At 73.0% G+C, this 19,342-nt stretch carries 16 protein-coding genes; 7 read left to right on the top strand and 9 right to left on the bottom strand.

Features of this window, described 5'->3' with window-relative positions; genetic code table 11:
• Positions 1-25: 25 nt before the first annotated feature.
• The 7 genes from FS882_RS08595 to FS882_RS08625 form a co-directional block, all read right to left on the bottom strand.
• Complete coding sequence (locus tag FS882_RS08595; RefSeq protein WP_158372656.1) at positions 26-1,054, bottom strand: glycosyltransferase family 2 protein; 1,029 nt, start codon at positions 1,052-1,054, stop codon at positions 26-28.
• On the bottom strand, positions 1,051-1,704 hold the full coding sequence (locus FS882_RS08600) for a hypothetical protein (protein WP_262348158.1): 654 nt from the start codon (positions 1,702-1,704) through the stop codon (positions 1,051-1,053). The genes FS882_RS08595 and FS882_RS08600 overlap by 4 nt, the downstream gene beginning before the upstream one ends.
• Positions 1,705-1,768: 64 nt before the next feature.
• The gene (locus FS882_RS08605; protein ID WP_158372657.1) at positions 1,769-4,180 is read right to left on the bottom strand and encodes a glycoside hydrolase family 3 C-terminal domain-containing protein; all 2,412 of its coding nucleotides are present in this window, start codon (positions 4,178-4,180) and stop codon (positions 1,769-1,771) included.
• The gene (locus FS882_RS08610; protein ID WP_262348159.1) at positions 4,177-7,128 is read right to left on the bottom strand and encodes a glycoside hydrolase family 3 C-terminal domain-containing protein; all 2,952 of its coding nucleotides are present in this window, start codon (positions 7,126-7,128) and stop codon (positions 4,177-4,179) included. Before FS882_RS08610 ends, FS882_RS08605 begins: the two co-directional genes overlap by 4 nt.
• The gene (locus tag FS882_RS20935; RefSeq protein ID WP_187365223.1) at positions 7,125-7,535 is read right to left on the bottom strand and encodes a hypothetical protein; all 411 of its coding nucleotides are present in this window, start codon (positions 7,533-7,535) and stop codon (positions 7,125-7,127) included. The genes FS882_RS08610 and FS882_RS20935 overlap by 4 nt, the downstream gene beginning before the upstream one ends.
• A 95-nt stretch (positions 7,536-7,630) precedes the next feature.
• Positions 7,631-10,012, bottom strand: coding sequence for a glycoside hydrolase family 3 N-terminal domain-containing protein (locus tag FS882_RS08620; RefSeq protein ID WP_158372658.1), 2,382 nt, complete (start codon positions 10,010-10,012; stop codon positions 7,631-7,633).
• Positions 10,013-10,272: 260 nt separating this feature from the next.
• Positions 10,273-10,989, bottom strand: a complete 717-nt coding sequence (locus FS882_RS08625; RefSeq protein ID WP_187365224.1) for a LytR/AlgR family response regulator transcription factor — start codon at positions 10,987-10,989, stop codon at positions 10,273-10,275.
• Between the two features lie 501 nt (positions 10,990-11,490).
• Between FS882_RS08625 and FS882_RS20940 the strand changes: the two genes are divergently transcribed.
• The 3 genes from FS882_RS20940 (at position 11,491) to FS882_RS08640 (ending at position 14,165) form a co-directional block, all read left to right on the top strand.
• Entirely contained in the window at positions 11,491-11,934 is a 444-nt protein-coding gene (locus tag FS882_RS20940) for a hypothetical protein (protein ID WP_187365225.1), read from the top strand.
• A gap of 232 nt (positions 11,935-12,166) precedes the next feature.
• A complete protein-coding gene (locus tag FS882_RS08635; RefSeq protein ID WP_158372660.1) occupies positions 12,167-13,684 on the top strand; it encodes an alpha-N-arabinofuranosidase in 1,518 nt (505 codons plus the stop codon).
• A gap of 106 nt (positions 13,685-13,790) precedes the next feature.
• The gene (locus FS882_RS08640; protein ID WP_158372661.1) at positions 13,791-14,165 is read left to right on the top strand and encodes a hypothetical protein; all 375 of its coding nucleotides are present in this window, start codon (positions 13,791-13,793) and stop codon (positions 14,163-14,165) included.
• A gap of 29 nt (positions 14,166-14,194) precedes the next feature.
• Here FS882_RS08640 and FS882_RS20945 read toward each other — a convergent pair whose 3' ends face one another.
• Positions 14,195-14,347, bottom strand: coding sequence for a hypothetical protein (locus FS882_RS20945; protein ID WP_168216978.1), 153 nt, complete (start codon positions 14,345-14,347; stop codon positions 14,195-14,197).
• A gap of 290 nt (positions 14,348-14,637) precedes the next feature.
• Between FS882_RS20945 and FS882_RS08645 the strand changes: the two genes are divergently transcribed.
• The 3 genes from FS882_RS08645 (at position 14,638) to FS882_RS08655 (ending at position 17,822) form a co-directional block, all read left to right on the top strand.
• Positions 14,638-15,051, top strand: coding sequence for a prevent-host-death protein (locus FS882_RS08645; protein ID WP_158372662.1), 414 nt, complete (start codon positions 14,638-14,640; stop codon positions 15,049-15,051).
• Positions 15,044-15,469: a cytotoxic translational repressor of toxin-antitoxin stability system gene (locus FS882_RS08650; RefSeq protein ID WP_158372663.1), complete on the top strand. Its 426-nt coding sequence runs from the start codon at positions 15,044-15,046 to the stop codon at positions 15,467-15,469. Before FS882_RS08645 ends, FS882_RS08650 begins: the two co-directional genes overlap by 8 nt.
• Positions 15,470-15,716: 247 nt before the next feature.
• Positions 15,717-17,822 (top strand): serine hydrolase domain-containing protein, encoded by a 2,106-nt coding sequence (locus tag FS882_RS08655; protein ID WP_262348162.1) that lies wholly within the window; start codon positions 15,717-15,719, stop codon positions 17,820-17,822.
• 22 nt (positions 17,823-17,844) lie between these two features.
• Here the strand turns inward: FS882_RS08655 and FS882_RS08660 are convergent, their stop codons facing one another.
• Entirely contained in the window at positions 17,845-18,792 is a 948-nt protein-coding gene (locus FS882_RS08660) for a hypothetical protein (protein WP_158372665.1), read from the bottom strand.
• A gap of 173 nt (positions 18,793-18,965) precedes the next feature.
• On the opposite strand from FS882_RS08660, the gene FS882_RS08665 reads away from it, so the two are divergent.
• Complete coding sequence (locus FS882_RS08665; RefSeq protein WP_158372666.1) at positions 18,966-19,232, top strand: hypothetical protein; 267 nt, start codon at positions 18,966-18,968, stop codon at positions 19,230-19,232.
• The last annotated feature ends 110 nt before the right edge of the window (positions 19,233-19,342 follow it).

Consider the following 19,342-nt stretch of genomic DNA (forward strand, 5'->3'; position numbering starts at 1 on the left):
CACGCACAACCCGCGCTCACGCCGCTCAGCTGAACCCGATCCTCCGCCGCGCCACCCGGTACGCCAGCACCGACACCCGCCGCCCCACACGCCCCGGCAGGTTCGACAGCTGCCCGACCGCCGACCACCGCACGCGCCGGTACAGCCACGGGTCGGTCGCCCGGAGCTCGGTCCACAGCCGGTCCCGCTCCGCGAGGGCCGCCTCCGTCCCGGCCCGCACGGCGAGGATCGACGACACCGCGCAGGTGATCGCGAGGTGGTGCAGCCGGTACCGGTGCAGCTGCGGCTCCCCCACCCGGATCCCGGCCACGTGCGCCAGGAGCAGCCGGGTGACCCGGAGCTGCTGGTCGAGCCGCCGGATCATCACCTGCTCCTGCACGGACTGGTCGATCCGCCCGATGAAGTACCGGTACAGGTCGACGTCGAGGTAGTACAGCGACCGCACCCGGGCCAGCGGCACGAGGGCGAACAGGTTGTCCACGTAGAACGTGTGCTCGGGCAGCCGGAGCCCGGACTCGCGCACCACGGCGGTCCGGTAGGTCAGCGCGTGCATCATCAGGTACTGGCGGTTGGCGAACCGGCCGGTGTCCGCCCAGCGCAGCACCCGCCCCGGTGGCAGCGCTCCGCCGTACCGGACGGCGGCCTTGGTCCGCTTGCCCACCTTCTCGTAGACGAAGTTCGTCACGAGCAGGTCGACCGGCCGGTCCTCCGCGACCCATCCGCGCAGCGTCCTCAGGACGGCCCGGAACGCCTCGGGCTCGACCCAGTCGTCCGCGTCCACCACCTTGAGGTAGGCACCGCGCGCGGCCGCGAGGCCGGTGTTGATCGCCGCGCCGTGCCCGCCGTTCGCCTGGCGCAGCAGCCGCACCGTGCCGGGGTGCGCCGCGACGTAGCCGGCGGCCAGAGCGGCCGTGCCGTCGGTGGACCCGTCGTCGACGACCAGGATCTCGACGTCCGTCCCGAAGCCGACGACGGAGTCCAGCGCGCGCCCGAGGTACCCCGCCGCGTCGTACGCCGGCACGACGACCGTCAGGACCGGGCCGGCGGGGATCACGTCGAGCGCACCTCCGCGTCGTCGGCGTCGGCGGACCCGTCGCCGGGGGCGGCAGGTGGCGCTCCCGGCACCTGCTTGAAGATCACCTTGAAGATCGGGAAGAACACCCAGAACGAGATCGCCGCGTTGATGATCATCGTGACGAAGTCGGCCAGCGTCTCCCCGGTCCCCCCGAGACCCCAGGACTCGATGAACAGGTCGTAGATCGGCGCCTTGTACCAACCCTGCGCGGCGGCGGCGAACAGCGTGATGATCACGTACGCGATGGCGTACCACATGGCGGCCTTCGCGACCGAGGAGTTCGACTTGAACGTGATGTTCCGCTGCGCGAAGAAGTTGATCACCTGGGCGATCAGCAGCGTGATCTGCACGGCCAGGAAGTACGCGAGGCCGCCCCCGCCGCCGGGCAGCGCGCCCTCCGCGTAGTCGAAGACGAAGTACTGCGAACCGTCGGGGTTCGAGCCGACGGGCCACACCTGGAACGACGTGTCGATCAGGGACGTCATCCCGAACAGCCACTTGATGAACGGCATGAGGGCGAGCTGCAGGACGGTCACGCCGTTGCTGATGAGGAAGAACACGACGAACTGCGCGAGCCCGGGGCGGGCGGTGGCGAACCGGCCCCAGGCGTCCTTCAGGCGGGTGAGCATGCGGGTCGTGCCTCCTCGTCGGCGTGCGGGTCGGCGGGCACCGGCCGGGCGCCCTCGCGGCGGGTCACCACGGCCCGCGCAGCTCGCGCGCCGTGCGGCGGTCGGCGCGCCGGTTCCGGACGAACGCGCGCAGCGTGGCGCCGAGGCCGGTCCAGAGGTGCCCGTTCACGACGCGGACGATGCCGTCGACCATCGCGCCGTCGACCATGCCGTTCGTCATCTTCCCGATGGCCCGGAACGGCATGTTGAGCAGGAACAGGGTGTTCAGGTCGGGCTCGCCGCGGGCCTCGGCTCGGTCACGGCGCCGGGCCAGCACCCGGTGGGCGAACCGGGCGAGCGGGGACGGCGCGTCGGCCATCCGCGCGAGCGCGTCGTTCGGACCGAGCGGGCCCGACCAGGCCGCGGGTGGGACGGGACGGCCGAGCAGCGCGGCGAAGTCCGCGTCGGGGACGTCGCGCACGTCGGCACGCGCGTACCGCGCCGGCACGGGCGCGCGTCCCTCGGCAGCCGTCACCCGGCCGGAGCCGACGACCTCCACCGGCTGGGCCAGCGGCAGGTCGTCGACGTGTCCCCCCGCGAGCACGGTCCAGGCCCCGCCCTCGACGACCCAGGCGCCCGAGCCGACGTCCCAGTGCCGGAAGGCGGAGTCGCCGAGCGGCACGGTCACCGCGCGCGATTCCCCGGGCGCGAGCGAGACACGGCTGAACCCGGCGAGCGTGCGGTGCGGGCGGGGCACCAGGGCCGACTCCCGGTGGACGTACACCTGCACCACGTCGTCCCCGGGCACGGTGCCCGTGTTGACCACGGTGACGGTCGCGGAGCGGGGCGTCACCACCAGGTCCTTGTGCTCGAAGGTGGTGTACGAGAGCCCGAAGCCGAACGGGAACGTCACCGGCACACCGGCCGTCGCGTAGTACCGGTAGCCCACGTACGGACCCTCCCGGTACTCGGCCGTCCGCTGCTCGCCGGGGAAGGTCGCGGCGGTCGGGGTGTCCGCGAGCGCCACCGGCACCGTCTCGGCGAGGTGCCCGGACGGGTTCACCGCGCCGGTCAGCACGTCGAGCAGCCCGCCGGCACCGGCCTGCCCGGACAGGTAGCCGTGCACGAGCGCCCGCGCGGAGCCCAGCCACGGCATCTCGACCACGCCGCCGGCCGCCAGCACGACGACGGTCCGCGGGTTCACGGCGGCCACCGCGGCGAGCAGCTCGGTCTGCACCGCGCTCAGCGCCAGCGTCGACCGGTCCAGCCCTTCCGACTCGGCGACCTCGTCCAGCCCGAGGAGCAGCAGCGCGACGTCGGCACCGCGGGCCGCCTCCACGGCCTCGTCGCGCAGTGCGCAGTCCCGGACGCCGTCCCGCCGGAAGCCACGGGCGAACGCGGTCATCTCCAGCCCCGAGTCCCCCACGAGGTCGAGGACCGTGTCGAGCCGGGTCGGGTTCACCGCCGAGGACCCCGCCCCCTGGTAGCGCGGCGTCTCCGCGAAGTCGCCGATCACCGCGACCCGGGTGCCGGGCGCCAGCGGCAGCAGGGCGTCCTCGTTCTTGAGCAGCACGGCCGACCGGGCGGCGACCCGCCGGGCCAGCGCGTGGTGGGCGTCGGCGTCGACCGGCGGCGCCGTACCGGGCTCCCGGGCATCGGCCACCAGCCGCAGCACCTCGGCGGCGCGCGCGTCCAGGACCGTCTCCGCCAGGCGGCCGTCGGCGACGGCCGCGACGAGCTGGCGCACGGAGTCCAGGCCAGCCGCCGGCATCTCGAGCGTCCCGCCCGCGGCCGCGGCGGCGACCACGTCGTTCGACCCGCCCCAGTCGGACACCACGACGCCGTCGAAGCCCCACTCCTCGCGGAGCACCTGCCGGAGCAGGAACGGGTCCTCGTGCGCGTACGTGCCGTTGACCCGGTTGTACGCGGACATGATCGTGCGCGGCCGACCCTCCACGACCACGATGCCGAACGCCGCCAGGTAGATCTCCCGCAGCGTCCGCTCGTCGACCACCGAGTCCGACGCCATCCGGCGCAGCTCCTGGGAGTTCGCCGCGAAGTGCTTCGGGCACGCCGCCACGCCCGCGGACTGGATCCCTCGCACGTACCCGGCGGCCATCCGCCCCGCCAGCAGCGGGTCCTCGGAGAAGTACTCGAAGTTCCGCCCGCCCAGCGGCGAGCGCTTGATGTTCAGCCCCGGGCCCAGCAGCACGTCCACGTCCTGCGCCGCGGCCTCCGCACCCAGCGCCCGCCCGACCTCCTCGGCCAGCTCCGGGTCCCAGGTGTTCGCCACCGCCGCCGCCGTCGGGAAGCAGGTCGCGGGGAGCGACTCCGCCAGACCGAGGTGGTCGGCGGCGCCGGTCTGCTTGCGCACCCCGTGCGGGCCGTCCGCCAGCCACAACGACCGGACCCCGTGCCGCGGCAGGTCCCGCGTCTCCCAGACCGTGCTGCCGGTGAGCAGCGCGGCCCTCTCCAGCACCGTCAGGTCCTCGATCACGGCGTCCCCGCCCGACCGGTGCGGCGCACCCGCCGGACCAGGAGCAGCACCCCGGCCGCCACGAGCAGCCCGAGCACCGCGGTCCCGATGACCTGGCCGAGCACCCAGGCCGGCGGCGTGTAGGACACCGTGGCCCCCGGCGCGAGCCCGTTCATGGCGTTCGAGTTGGCGACGGTGAACAGGATGTTGTGCGTCGCCGCCCGGATGTCGGCGCGGGCCTTGGCCGAGGTGGTGTCGTTGAACGACTTCGACGGCTGGAAGGTCAGCGTCAGGTCCGTACCCGCGTGGATGCCCTCGTTCGGGTTCATGTACGGGTACAGGTTGAAGTCGGAGATCGCGAAGCCCTCGAAGCCCCACTCGTCCCGGAGCACTGTGCCCATCAGGGCCTCGGACCCGCCGGCCCAGGTCGCGCCGATGCGGTTGAACGAGCTCATCACGCCGCCGGCGCCGATCGTCGTCCGGGCGGGTGTGCCCTCGTCGTCCGCGAGGAACGGCACCTCCATCGAGATGTTCTTGACGGCCATCTCGAACGGCTTGAGGTAGAGCTCCCGGATCGTCTGCTCGGTCGCCCAGGTCGCGATGCCGTTGTTGACCCGGTTCGTCTCCTGCTCGTTCAGCGCGTAGTGCTTGAGCATCGTGTAGACGCCCTGCTCAGCCGCGCCGTTCGCGACAGCCGTCAGGAGCGCGCCGGACAGGTGCGGGTCCTCCGAGTAGTACTCGAAGTTCCGGCCGCCGAACGGCGAGCGGTGCAGGTTCACGGCCGGCGCGTACCAGCCGTTGATGTCCTTGTGCAGCGCCTCCTCGCCGAGCATCCGTCCCATCTCGGCGCCGAGCTCGATGTCCCAGGTCTGCGCGATGAGCGCCTCGGAGGGGTAGGCGACGCCGTTGATCGAGGAGTTGATGAACGAGGAGAACCCGGCGGGCCCGTCGGGCTCGGTAGTCTGCGGCTTCGCGATCGAGCCGATCGCCGACGTCTGGTACGCGCCGTTGAGCAGCATGTCGGTCATGTCGCCGACGCTCAGCGAGTCGAGCAGCTCCTCCCACTGCGGGTCGTCCTTCGGCAGCCCGCGCAGGTCGACCAGCGCGATCTCGGACCGGGCGTCGGTCGTGGGGTTCTCGCCGTCGTAGTCCGCCGCGGCGGCCTCGTGGTCCCAGGCGGCGAAGCCCTCGGCCACGGCGTCGCTCGCGACGTACAGGTCCGGGGTCGGCGCCGTCGGGAAGGTCCCGGCGAAGTCCGCGCGGGACATCGACAGGACCTTGCCGCCGGTCGGTGTCGCGCTGAACTGCTCCGACACGTCGTCGAACTGGTTGGTCACGGGCGCGTGGTCCGAGGCCCGGTGGTCCTCGCCGGCGTAGACCACGTCGACGTCGACGACGTAGCGGATCGGCTCGGTGCCCGCCGCGAGGGTGTGCGAGTCGCTGCGGACGCTCAGCAGGTAGGTGCCCGCCTCCAGGACGTAGGCCTCGTGGCCGATGTGGTCGTAGGACGCCAGGTCCTCGACGGCGACCTCCAGCGTCACCGTCTCGGACGCCCCCGGCGCGAGCTCGGAGGTCTTGTCGAAGGCCACCAGCACGACCTCGGCCTTCTCGATCCCCCCCGGCGTGTACGGCGCGCTGGCGTAGAGCTGCACGACCTCCCGGCCGGCGACGTCGCCGGTGTTCGTGACCTCGACGTCGACGGTGATCGAGCCGTCGACGGCGCCGAGGTCGGTGTCCGTCACGCGCTGGTCGAACGTCGTGTACGCCAGGCCGTGGCCGAACGGGTAGACCACCGCGTCCTCGTAGTCGATGAAGTCCTCGGCGGCGGCCGTCTCGTAGTAGCGGTAGCCGATGTAGATGCCCTCGGCGTAGTGCACGAACGGCGCGTCGCCGGTGACCGTGGCGTTCGACGTCGCCCGCTCGACGGCCGGGACCGGGTACGACACCTCCAGGTTCTCGTAGACGAAATCGCCGACGTTCGGGTAGGTCGGGTCGGCGGCGAAGTCCGCGGCCCACACGTCGGCGGTGCGGCCGGACGGGTTGACCTCGCCGGCCAGGACCGCACCGAGCGCGTCGAAACCGGTCGCACCGGGCGAGCCCGCGAGCAGGATCGCGGCCACGTCCGGGTCGTCGTGCAGCGCGCCGAGCTCCATCGTCGTCGAGGCGTTGACCACGACGACCACGGTGTCGAAGGACTCCGTCGCGAGCGCGATCAGGTCTCGCTCGTCCTGGTTGAGCTGGAGCTGGTGCTGGCCCGGGACCGCGTGATCGTCCCAGCCCGTCATGTCCTGCGTGAGGTCGCCGCCCTCGCCGCCGGGGCGGCCGAGGAAGACCAGGGCCGCGTCGCCGTACCGGTCGAAGGTGGCGGCCTGCGCGGCGTACTCGCCGACCGGCAGCTCGCCAATGAAGTAGGTCGAGATGTCCGGGCGGTCCATCTCGATGAACCCGCGCGGCTGCTCCGCGGCGTAGGCCTCGATCGCCCCGTAGACGGCGTCGTTGACCTCGAAGCCGGCGTTCTCCAGGCCGGCACGCGCCGTGACCGCGGAGTTCGTGTCGACCGAGCCGGAGCCCGACCCGCCGAACACCGGGTCCGCCGCGGCCCGGCCGAGCATCGTGACCCGGGCGCCCGTGGCGAGAGGCAGCGTCGCGGCGTCGTTCTTCGCCAGGACGATGCCGCCGGCGGCGATCTGCTCGACCAGGTCCCGGGCCGCGGCGTCGACGTCCTCGAGGGAGGCGAACCGCGACGTGTAGTACTCCGTGTCCCAGTCCGCCGACTCGTCGGAGTTCGTGAACGTGTAGGTGCCGGAGCCGAGCTGCGACGCGACCCAGCCGCCGGCGACGACGAGGGCGACGTTCACCACCACGGCCAGCGCGGTGACGACTGCCAGCACGGGGACCCAGATCCCCAGCAGCTTCCGGTTCGACATCGGCGGCCTGCCGCCGGCGGGCCGGGTCGCGTCGCGGCTCACCCCGTCACCTCGGTGATGCTGCCGTCCTGGTCGATCTGCCAGGTCCGCTCGGTCTCGGCGGAGTCGGCCTCGATGGTGAACTTCCCGTCCGAGACCGCGATCGTGCCCTGCACCCGGGACGCGGCGTCGGAGTACGTGTACGGCATGACCAGCAGGCCGTACTTCACCGTCGGCGCGCTGACGTCGCTGGCCAGCATCACCTGGTCCCAGTCGTCGTCCTCCAGCGCCTCCAGCACCGCCTGCCGGGCGTTCTCCAGGTCCTCGGCGACGTCGACGTCCTGCTCGGCGGCGTCGGACGCACCGCCCCCGGAGCCGCCGCCGTCGCTGCCGCACGCCGCGAGGCCGAGCGCGCCCGTCGCGGCGAGCACCAGCCCGAGGCCCGTGCTCACCATCCTGTTCCGCTTCATGTCTGCTCCTTCGTGGATCGTGGTCGCGGGCCCGTCCCGCGGTTCGGGGGCCCGGGCGGCCGGCGACGCGCGCCGTCGGCCGCCCGGGGCGTCGGTCAGCCCAGCGGCCCGGAGTGACCGAGCCCGAAGCCGAAGACCCACGCGTTGCCGGCGGCGTCGACGTACGGGTCGGTGTCCTCACCGACGTCCTCGAGCTGCGCCTCGACCGCGTCCATCGACGCGGGGAACGCGATCGGCAGCCGACCCTGCGGCTCGTGCAGGCCGAGCGCCACCTCGAGCAGCGCCCGGTCGCTGGTCCCGAACCCGACGACCACCGCGTCGGAGGCCGCCTCGAACTCGGTCGGCACCGTCGGGTTGTTCGCCTTGAGCACCGTGATCACCGGGATGTCCCGGCCGCTGGCCTCGACCGCGGCCACGGCCCGCTCGAACGCGTCCAGATCCGCCTCGTTCGAGATCCGCGACGTGCTCCCGTAGTACGACCGGTTCTCCCTGCTCCCGTCGTCCAGCAGGTCGCCGGAGATCGACACCTGCCGCACGTGCTCGCCGTCGGCGGTGTACGGCCGGTACTGCAGGGACAGCGGGTACCACTCGCCGGTCTCGGTGTCGTGGCCCGCGTTGCTGAAGTTGCTGCCGTTGACCGGGCTGCTCATGCCCACCAGGACCACGTCGACCTCGCTGAGGTCCGGCGCGGTGTACTCGGTGACCATGCCGTCGGCGTCGGTGACGGCCTCGTCCGTGACCACCGTCCCGAAGAAGTCCTCGGCGACCTCGACGTCCAGCCCCGGGCCCTCGACGTGCTCCGCCGGGCCGAACGGCCCCGCGAAGCCGGTGTCGAACGTGCGCGGGATGTACGCGGTCTTGTCCGACCAGTCCGAGGCGTCGGCGGCCGCCACCGTCCCGTCAGCGTTCTTCGCCAGGACCACGGAGTCGAGCTGCGCGGCGTAGCCGGCCTCGACCTTGTCCTCGCTGGCGACGACCGCCCGGGACTCGTCGAGGTCCAGGTACGGGTCCTCGTACAGGCCGGGTCGGAACAGCATGGCCAGCACGCGCGCGCCCGTCTCCCGGAACCGGGTGTCGGCGTCGACGTCGTTCTCGCCCGCCTCGTAGTCCGCCTGCCACAGGTCGAACGCCCCCAGGACCGGCTCGACGTCGTTGTTGCCGCCGAACATGTCGTGGCCGGTACGCAGGATCGCGTAGTGCCGCTCGTCGACCGTCAGGTCCTCGGCGCCCCAGGCCATGCCGAACCCGGACGCCGGGTCCGCCGTGACGCCCCAGTCCGTGACGACGACGCCGTCGAAGTTCTGCCGGAGCAGCGCCATCCGGTCGGTGTCGTACGCGGTGCCCATCCGGTCGGAGGTCAGCGGCTCGCCGTCGCCGTCGAGCGCGATCGAGTACGAGGTCATGACCGCCGCGGAGTCCAGCGCCCCGAGGAACGCCTGCGTGTGGTCGTCGAAGTTGTCCCCGGGGTACACGCCGTACTTGCCGGCGTTCGTGTGCGACTCCCGGCCGCCCTCGCCAGGGCCGTCCCCGGCCCAGTGCTTGATCATCGCGTTGACCGACTCCGAGCCCCAGCCGGCCTCGCCGGTCGTGCTCTGGAACCCGTCGACGTACGCCGCCGCGAGGCGGTTGTTCAGGTCGACGTTCTCGCCGAACGTCCCGTCGACCCGCAGCCAGCGCGGCTCCGTCGCCAGGTCGATCTGCGGGCTCAGCGCCGTCGCGATGCCGAGCGCGCGGTACTCCGCCGACGACATCGTCGCGAACGCATCCATGTGCTCGACGTCGGCCGTCGCCGCGAGGCCGAGGTTCGACGGCCAGCGCGAGATGTCCTCGCCGGACGCGTTGTACCCGCCCGATCCCGCCGTCGACCGCGGGTCCGAGCTGAAGTTCACCGGCACGTACGGCAGGTCCGTGCTCGCCAGCGACTCGGCGTGCGCCTGCATCGCGTTGGACCACGTGACGTTCGCGTCCACGTCGTTGGGGCCGGCGTTCAGCACGTTCCGCAGGTGCGAGTCCTCCAGGTAGGTCCGCTGCGCGTCGGTGAGGCCGTCCGCCGGGGACAGCTCGTGCGAGCTGAACAGCATCAGGCCGGCAACCTGCTCGATCGTCAGCTCCTCGGCGAGCGCCGCCGCCCGGGTCTGCGCGTCCTCGCGCCAGTCCTCCCAGACGTCCAGCTCGCCGTTGCCGTTCATGTCCTTGAAGGCGTTCTGCTCACCGTCGATCTCCTCGGTGAGCAGCTCGACGCCGCTGTCCGGGCTGTAGGACAGCGTGGCGCCGTCGCCCGGGTTCTCGACGACCACGAACGTCGTCCTGCCGTCCGTGACCTCCCGCGTCGTGTACCCGCCGCTCGCGTCGTCCTCGCCGTCCCCGTCGCCGCTCGAACACCCGGTGAGCGCCAGGGCGAGCCCGACGAGGGCCGCCGTTCCCGTCGCGCCCACCGACCCGGCGCGGCTCCGTCTGGTTGTCCTCGTCGTCGTCATCGACACTCCCTCAGTCGTCCGGCGGCGCCCCGGCGGGCCGCGGCCGCCACGCCGCGGCGCGGAGAGCCGGCCGCCCGTCCGTACGCTCCGTCGCGCACTCCGGTGACCCCTCACGACTCCCGGACGTCGACGTCCCGGAGTCGAGCCGCGACCGTAACGACGGGTCCGGCGGCGTGTCCGGGAAGATGACACGTCCCGTCGCATCCCGCGCACGACAGGTCCCGCGGACGCCCCGTCGTGACCGGCCTGTGATCGAGCCGTTACCAGACCCGGCCGCCGAGGTGGTCGGTGACTGCCGCCAGGAACTCGCGCTTGCACGACCGGCTGACCGGCACCTCGTGGCCGCCGAGCACCACGCACGACGCCGTCTGGATCGCCACCACGTGCCGCAGGTTCACCAGGAAGCTCTTGCTGCACCGGAAGAACCCCCGACCCGCCAGCTGGTCCTCCACCGCCTTGAGCGTGCCGGTGAAGGCGAACTCCGCGCCGGTGGTGTGCACCGTGATGTGGTGCTTCGCCGCCGCCACGTGCGTGATGTCCGACGTGTCGACCCGGGCCGTGCCGCGGGTGGTCGGCAGCATGAGGTGCAGGTGCCGACCGGCGCTGCCCGCCCGCTTCAGGGCCCGCGTCAGCTCCGCGGCGAACGCGGCGTACGCCACCGGCTTCACCAGGTAGCTCAGCGCGTCGACCTCGTACCCCCTGATCGCGAGCTGCGCCATGCGCGTCACGAACACGATCACCACCCGTCGGTCCAGCTCCCGCACGGCACGGGCCGTGTCGAACCCGCCCAGCGTGGTCATCTCGACGTCGAGGAACAGGATGTCGAAGTCCGACCGGTAGCCGCGGACCAGGTCCCAGCCGTCGGCGAACGTCCGGGTGTCGAAGGTCAGGCCATGCTCGTGCTGGTAGCGCTGCAGGTGGCGGTGCACCACCTCGGTGCTGCGGTCGTCGTCGTCGACGATGCCGATGTGGAACACGGGGGCCTCTCGCGCCGTGGGGGCGCACCGGGTCGTCGGTGTCCGGCGCGGGGCGCGGAAGCCGACGGACCCGGGCTGGCTGCGCTGCGTCGGTTCCCCGAGCCCCGGCTTCTTGGTGGCGGACCTTCCGCGCCAGGGGCCGACGATACGAACGCCGGGTCGACACTCAGCCGCGAGGCCCGGTGCCCCGCGTGTGGAGCTCCCCGACGGTCGGCACGTCACCCTCGACCGACCGTTCTCGGCCTACAGCACATCCGAGCTCGCTGAGGTGGGGATCATCCCGTCGCTCGGGGACGGGGCCACCGTCCAGATCATCCCTACCGGCAGGCGCCCTCTGTGGCGCCGCCTGAGGCCCCGGAGGCTCTTGTGACATCTCGCCACCCACTCCGCCGCTCGCTCGTCGCGGGAGCGGCACTCGCTGTCATGGTCGCGACTACGGCGGCCGCCCCAGGGCCCACGGAGTCCACGTCGGAGCTCGCGACGAGCCCGTCCGCCGGCTCCGTGATCACGCTTCCGACGGGCGACCGCGTCGTGCTCCCGCAGGACCTCGACGAGATGTCGATCGAGGACCTCGCGGCCATCGGACTCGTGCCCAACATGGCCGGGGCGGACCACGACGACGACGGGATCGCGCTCGTGGACCCCTCGCCCGGTGGCCGCTCGGCGACCAAGTGCGATGGGAAGGTCTGTCTGATGCTGGTCGGGACGGGTCTGACCATGCAGCAGTGGATCACGCAGGCGACGTTCACGTCAGCCGACTGCACGTTCGCGAGCTACTGGCAGGGCTCCACCGTGCTCTCTACCTCAGGGACGATCTGCGGGGAGGTGGGGGACGTCGCGCAGTCGGCCAAGGCCGGCATGCCGCGCTCGTTCCCGAACGGGACGGTGCTGTGCAACACCTGGGTGGGGGTGTCCGGCAAGCCCTGCGCAACCGTGCACAGCTAGCTGGTCCGTCCGCGTCGAGTGATGAGCCGACGTCCGCCCGCTCGACGCGGACGGCCCGCGCTGCCGGGACAGAGTCGGAGCCACGGTCGCCACCGGCTCGTCGTAGGGCGCCCGAGACGGCTTCCGAACGGCGCGCCACTGCACCAGATCGGGGCTCAGTTCAACGATGGACTACAGTGGGCGTCGCCGCCGTAGTTCAACGCTGAACGCACCTCGACGAAGGGTCTCCCCCATGCACTCCGCCACCGTCGTCATCGACCCCGCCTTCACGGTCGCCCCGGTCCGCCGCGGCACCTTCGGCACGTTCGTCGAGCACCTGGGTCGGTGCGTCTACACGGGCATCTTCGAGCCCGGCCACCCCACCGCCGACGCGAACGGGTTCCGCGGCGACGTGCTCGCGCTCGCCCGCGAGATGGGCATCTCGACCGTCCGTTACCCGGGCGGCAACTTCGTGTCGGGCTACAACTGGGAGGACGGCGTCGGGCCGGTCGAGGACCGCCCGGAGCGGCTCGACCTCGCGTGGCACTCGACCGAGACGAACGCCTTCGGGCTGCACGAGTTCATGGCCTGGACCAAGGCCGCCGGCGCCGAGCCGATGATGGCCGTCAACCTCGGCACCCGGGGGCTGCCCGAGGCGCTCGAGCTGCTGGAGTACGCGAACCAGCGCCGCGGCTCCGCCCGCGCCGAGCAGCGCCGCGCCAACGGTGCCGACGAGCCGTTCGGCATCTCGTTCTGGTGCCTCGGCAACGAGATGGACGGCCCCTGGCAGCTCGGCCACAAGACCGCCCGCGAGTACGGCCGCCTCGCCGCGGAGACCGGCCGCGGCATGCGGCAGATGTTCCCCGACCTGACGCTGGTCGCCTGCGGGTCGTCGGGCTCGGGCATGCCGACGTTCGGCACCTGGGAGCGCGAGGTGCTCGAGGAGTGCTACGACCAGGTCGACCTCATCTCGGCGCACGCGTACTACCACGAGCAGGACGGCGACCTCGGCTCGTTCCTCGCGTCGGCGCAGGACATGGACCACTTCGTGGCGACCGTCGCGGCGACGGCGGACGCGGTGGGCGCGGCGCGCAAGACCGACAAGCGGATCAACATCTCGTTCGACGAGTGGAACGTCTGGTACCACGAGAACGACGACAAGCTCCCCAAGGGCGAGGACTGGCCGATCGCCCCGCGGCTCGAGGAGGACGTCTACACGGTCGCCGACGCGGTGGTCGTCGGGAACCTGCTCATCTCGCTGCTGCGGAACTCGGACCGGGTGCACTCCGCGAGCCAGGCGCAGCTGGTCAACGCGCTCGCGCCGATCATGACCGAGCCCGGCGGCCCGGCCTGGCGGCAGACGACGTTCCACCCGTTCGCGCTGACCGCGAAGTACGCGCGGGGCGAGGTGCTGCGGGTGGCCGTGGACGCGCCGACGTACGCCAACGCGCGGTTCGGGGAGTCGGCGCTGGTGGACGCGGTGGCGACGTACGACGCGTCGACCGGGGACGTGGCGCTGTTCGCGGTGAACCGGGCCATCGACGCGCCGACCACGCTGCGGGTCGACCTGCGGGGCGTCGGGGCGGTCGAGGTCGTGGAGGCGCTGACCTACGCGCACGACGACGTCCACTGGCGCGCGACGCAGGAGGACGCGGAGACGGTGCTGCCGCGCGCGAACGCGAGCGCCGAGGTCGGTGCGGACGGCGTGCTGACGGTCGAGCTGCCGGCGGTGTCCTGGTCGGTGCTCCGCCTGCGCGGCGCGGGCGCCTGACGGCCGCGCACTCCCGCCTGCGGTTTCCGGCCCGGCCCACGCCGATCTCGTGCGGCCGGGCCGGAAACCGTAGGAGACCGCGCGACCCCGCCGCTACCCTGGCGCGATGCTGCCCGCGGACTGGATCGAGCACCGGCGCGCCGACGACCGCGAGCTGCTGGGCTGGATCCGCCCGGCGGGCGAGGAGTTCGTCGCGGTCGACCGGCTCGGGCGCGACGTCACCGGCCCCGTCGACTGGCTCGCCGCCGAGGCGGCCCTCGACGAGCGGGGGTTGCGGTGGCTCGCCGAGCGGTGGTCGCTGACCCTCGACGACGGCACCGAGCAGCGCGTGCGGTTCGCGGAGGTCAGCCCGGAGCGGGTGGTGGTCGTCGCGGAGCAGTGGGGCGCGGTGCTCCCGGGCGCGGCGACCTGGACGCTGCCGTTCCCGACGCCGGACACGCTGCGCCCGTTCGCGGGCGACGCGCACGTGTACGACGCCTGACCTGCCAGGCCCTGGGCCGGGTCAGCCGGTCAGGCGCGGCCCGCGGCGCCGCCCCGCTTCGTGACCCGGCCCAGCAGCTCCTTGGCCTTGCGCTGGTTCTCGGGCTTCGACATCTCCCGGATCGCGACCTGCGCCGCCTTGGCCACGACCGCGCTCTTCAGCAGCTTGCCGACGTATCCCATGTCGTGCCTCCGATCGTTCGAGGGGAGCGGCGACCGTAACCCGCTCTGCGTCAGGGCGCCCGGTGAGAGCCGCCCCCACCCGACTCACTCCACTTCGACCCATCTACGGCGCGGTCCGGGCCGTCGAGGCGGAGGCCCGCGAGGCCGGCACAGGGCTCTACGACCCGGCGACCGCCTGCACGCTGCTCGCGCGCCGCGAAGAGCCCTGGACGGCCCGCGCCGCACCTCGTACGCTCGACACACGATGTACATCGTGTACATGTAGCCGCCGAGACCCGCCGAGGTGCCCCATGTCCGTCGTCGACCTGCCCGTCGCCCGAGCCCGCGAGCAGCTCAAGTCGGTGCTCGACGCCGCCGACGCCGGCGTGCCCACGACGATCGTCCGCGCCGGCCGGCGCGTCGCGCTGGTCGACGCCGTCCTCCTGCGGGCGACGCTCGCGCACACGCTCCGCCCCGACGTCCAGCTCGCGCACGAGGCCGGCGAGTGGGCAGCCTTCATGCCGGGCACCCCGCTCTCGGGCACGGGCCTCACCACCGACGAGGCGGTCGACGACCTGGTCGCGGCGCTGCAGGAGTACGCCGAGGACTGGACCGACCACCTCCGGCACGCGCCGAACCACAAGGACGCGTGGGCGCTCGTCCAGCTCGTCGAGCTGTCGACGGACGAGGAGCTGCGCGACTGGCTCACGGGCGCCCATGGCTAGACCGGCGACCCGGGACGACCACGAGCAGTTCTGCATCACGGAGGGCTGGTCCCCGGTACGGAGCGCCCGCGGCGGGCGCGTGCGGCACCACGCCACGTACGAGCTGCCGCTTCCGGACGGGCGGACCCTCCGGACCCGGATCTCTCGCCCGGTCGACGCCACCGTGTACGGGCCTTCTCTGTGGTCGCACATCCTCCGGGACCAGCTCCAGGTGACGCCGGTCGAGTTCTGGGCGTGCGTGCGCGACGGTGCCGTCCCCCGCCGAGGGGCACCCGCCCCGCCCGCCGCGACCCTGCCGGCGCGGCTCGTGTTCCTCGCCCGGCGCGAGCTCGGTCTCACGGACGCCGAGCTCGCCGGGATGAGCCGGGACGTCCTCGTCGCGCGGCTCGACGAGCACTGGGCAGAGCCGCCCGGCTGAGCCCCGGGCGCCGCGCAGCGAGTGGTCAGCTGCTCACCGGACGCGTCGTCGCCCTCGTGAGGCGCCTCCGCGCAGGTGACCGCGATCCCCTCCCCCCTCCGACGCAGCGTTGCGTCCAAAGGCGCAACCTCCCGGTCCCGCCTCACGTCCGATGTGCCGCGGCGACCCGCTCACGAGGCTGGAGGTGCAGGCCAGGGGTGCCGCCACCGGGATCGCCCGGACACCGCCCGGCCGCGAGGAGGCCGCCGTGCGCACCATCCCCCGCGCGACCGCACCCGACCGGGACGCCGACCCGTCCACCACGCGCGGACCCCGGACGGCCCGGCGCGCACCCCGCGCGATCGCCGCGGTCGCGCTGCTCGCCGGGCTCGCCGCCTGCGCACCCGCCGCGGCGGCGCCGACGCCCGCCCCGGAGCGCCCGGCCCCGGTCGCCGGCGCGGGCGCCACGACCGGCGGAGAGGACGCCTCCACCGACCCGGCCACCGTGCCTGCGCTCAGCCGGACCGACGTCGACGCGTGGCTCGACGGCTTCCTGCCCGCCGCGCTCGACCGCACCGACATCCCGGGCGCGGCCGTCGCGGTCGTGCACGACGGCCAGGTCGTCACGACCCGCGGCTACGGCTGGGCCGACACCGGGACGGAGTCCGGCGAGGCGGTCCCCGTCGACCCCGACCGCACGCTGTTCCGGCCCGGGTCCGTGTCGAAGCTCGTCACCGCGACCGCGGTCATGCAGCTCGTGGAGGCCGGCGACGTCGACCTGGACACCGACGTGTCGGCGTACGTGGACATCGACGTCCCGCGGTCGTTCGACGACCCGATCACGCTGCGCCACCTGCTCACGCACACCGCCGGGTTCGAGGAGCGGATCCGCGGGCTGATCGGGGCGGAGGGCACGCCGGTCGACCTGCGCGCCGCGCTCGCCATTGACCCGCCCGAGCAGGTCTACCGGCCCGGGACCGTGCCCGCGTACTCGAACTACGGCAACGCGCTGGCGGGCTACGTGGTCGAGCGGGTGAGCGGCGAGCCGTTCGAGCAGTACGTCAGGGAGCACGTCCTCGAGCCCGCCGGGATGACGACGGCGACGTTCGGCCAGCCGGTGCCCGCCGACCTGCGCGACCGGCTCGCGCTCGGGTACGGCACGGCGTCCGGGCCGTCGACGGGGTTCGAGGTCGTCGGCGTCGCGCCCGCCGGTGCGCTGTCCGCCTCGGCCGCGGACATGGCGCGGTTCATGCTCGCACTGCTCGGCGAGCCCCCGACCGGCGAGCAGGTGCTGGACGCGGACACGCTCGCCCTGATGCAGGCACCCGCGCTCGACGAGGACGACCTCGGCACGCTCGCCGGCGGGCTCCGGATGGGGCTCGGCTTCTTCCAGGAGGACCGCAACGGGCACCGGGTCGTCGGCCACGGCGGCGACACGAACGCGTTCCACTCCCACCTGCAGCTCTACCCGGACGAGCGCACGGGCGTCTTCGTCAGCGTGAACGGCTCGGGCGCGGGCGCGCTCGACAGCCTGGAGCTGCGCGAACAGCTGATGCAGGGCTTCGCGGACCGCTACTTCCCGCCGGCAGACGCCGCCGACGCGGCCGCCGCCACCGCAACCGGCACCGCCGTCGACGCCGACACCGCCCGCGAGCACGCGGCGGCCCTCGCCGGCGCGTACACCGACTCCCGGGCGATGCGCAGCACGTTCCTGCACGCCACCGAGCTGCTCGCGGTCACGCACGTCACCGCCGAGGACGACGGCCGCGTGCTGGTGGCGCCCGGCCCGCTGACGGACCGCCCGGTCCTGTACGAGGAGGTCGAGCCGTGGGTGTGGCAGGAGGTCGGCGGCCAGCGGACCATCGCCGCGCGCGCCGAGGACGGCCGGGTCACGGCCATCGGGTACGACTCCGCGTTCACGCTGCTGCCCGCGGGCGCGGCGACGGCCGTGGCGCTGCCGGCGCTGGGCGTCGCCACCGCGGTGCTGCTGGTGGGCGCGCTGGCCGGGCCGGTGGCCGCGCTGGTCCGCCGGGTCCGGCACCGCACCCCGCGCGACGCCGCCGGGCGCACGGCCCGGGTGCTGACCCGGGTCGCCGCGGCGAGCGCCGTGCTCGCCGTCGCCGGCTGGGCCGTCGCGATCACGACGATCATGGGGCTGGTCGACCTGCCCGAGGGCGGCCTCCGGGTGCTGCAGGTGCTGCAGGGCGTGGGGATCCTCGGGCTGGTGCCGGCGACGGTCCGCGTGGTCGGCGACGTCCGGCGCCGCGCCGGCGGGTGGCGGTTGGCCGGCGGGGTGCTGGTGCTGCTCGCGCTGGGCGTCGTGGCGTGGTTCGCGGTGACGTACCGGCTGGTCGCGCCGAGCCTGTCGTACTGACCGGATGGCGTCGTGATACCCGTCAGGCCCCGCGGTCCCGGAAGTCGGCCACCCTCTCGGCAGAGATGTACACCGTGGAGACCCGCGGCGCGTCCTCGACGTCCTCATCGGCGCGCTCCTGTCGGGCGACTGCCGGCAGCGACTCGTCAACGCGGACGTACTCCTGGCGCACCTCCGGGCTTGCCGTCCTGTCCGCAGGAGCGTAGAAGTCGACATCCCGTACAGAGGTCTGCGGCTCCTGGGGCATGTCGGCGATCTCCCGATCGGCACGCGAGGAACGGGCAGAGCGGCCGGACGCCAGCACGTCCTCGACCAAGTCGGAACGGCGCGCGCGCTGGCCATGATTTCCCTGGGGAACGGCGAACATCGACGGCAGCGAACTAGGTCCACCGCAGGAGTCCATCGAGTCCCAGAACTCCCGCCAACCCAACCACGGCAACGTCGTGCCGGCATAGCGCCCGGTCAAGGTCATCGTGTCCGCAGCCGCATCGAACGTGAACAGATTCTCCTGGACACGGTACGGAACGGATGTGCCGATCGAGTACGTCGACGCCAGCGCCCCGTAGAGTGCGTAGTCGGGTACGACCCGCGTCCACTCGCCGAACCACTGGCCTGCCGACCTCGTGAATCCGAGTTCCGTCTTATCTGTGCCGCCCAACCACACGGCGGCAGCCGCCTCGTGGATCGGTCCGTCCCATCGCGGGGTGGGGAACACGTAGTAGGTCGGCACAGGGCTGGAAAGGTACTTCAGCAGCTGCGACACCCTGACCTTGGCGCGGTGTGCTCCGCCGTACGATTCGGTCGTCTTCAGCTCGAGGTTGAAGACCTTTCCCGGCCACCGCGTGGCAAGATCTCCCACGGAGATGTCCTCGTCGAAGCTCGGCCACCACAGCCCCGCCCACGACCGGTACCGGTACGTCGCATAGATCGACGCCCAGTGCTCCAGCGTCTTCTCCGGGATCGACCGCACAAGCGCACTCCTCAAGATTGGTTCGCGAGAATGCTGCCACCGGCCGGGGGATCGCAGGACCGATATCCCGCTTCTTCACCCGGTTGCCGCTAGAGGTCCGACATTTCCGCCATTCCGGACACCGGAGCGTCGTCGCCGGTCCCCGGCTCACCCGGGTCGCCGCGGCGAGCGCCGTGCTCGCCGTCGCCGGCTGGGCCGTCGCGATCACGACGATCATGGGGCTGGTCGACCTGCCCGAGGGCGGCCTCCGGGTGCTGCAGGTGCTGCAGGGCGTGGGGATCCTCGGGCTCGTGCCGGCGACGGTCCGCGTGGTGGGTGACGTGCGGCGGCGCGCCGGCGGGTGGCGGGTGGCCGGCGGGGTGCTGGTGCTGCTCGCGCTGGGCGTCGTGGCGTGGTTCGCGGTGACGTACCGGCTGGTCGCGCCGAGCCTGTCGTACTGAGCGCCCGGGGCCCGCGACGCACGGAGCCCTACGGTTTCCGGCCGAGCCACCCGCCGAAGGAGGTGGGCTCGCCGGAAACCGTAGGGCTCGCGGTCCGGGAGGGGCAGCAG

The organism is Cellulosimicrobium cellulans (assembly GCF_007679345.1).
Taxonomy (GTDB): Bacteria; Actinomycetota; Actinomycetes; order Actinomycetales; family Cellulomonadaceae; genus Cellulomonas; species Cellulomonas cellulans_A.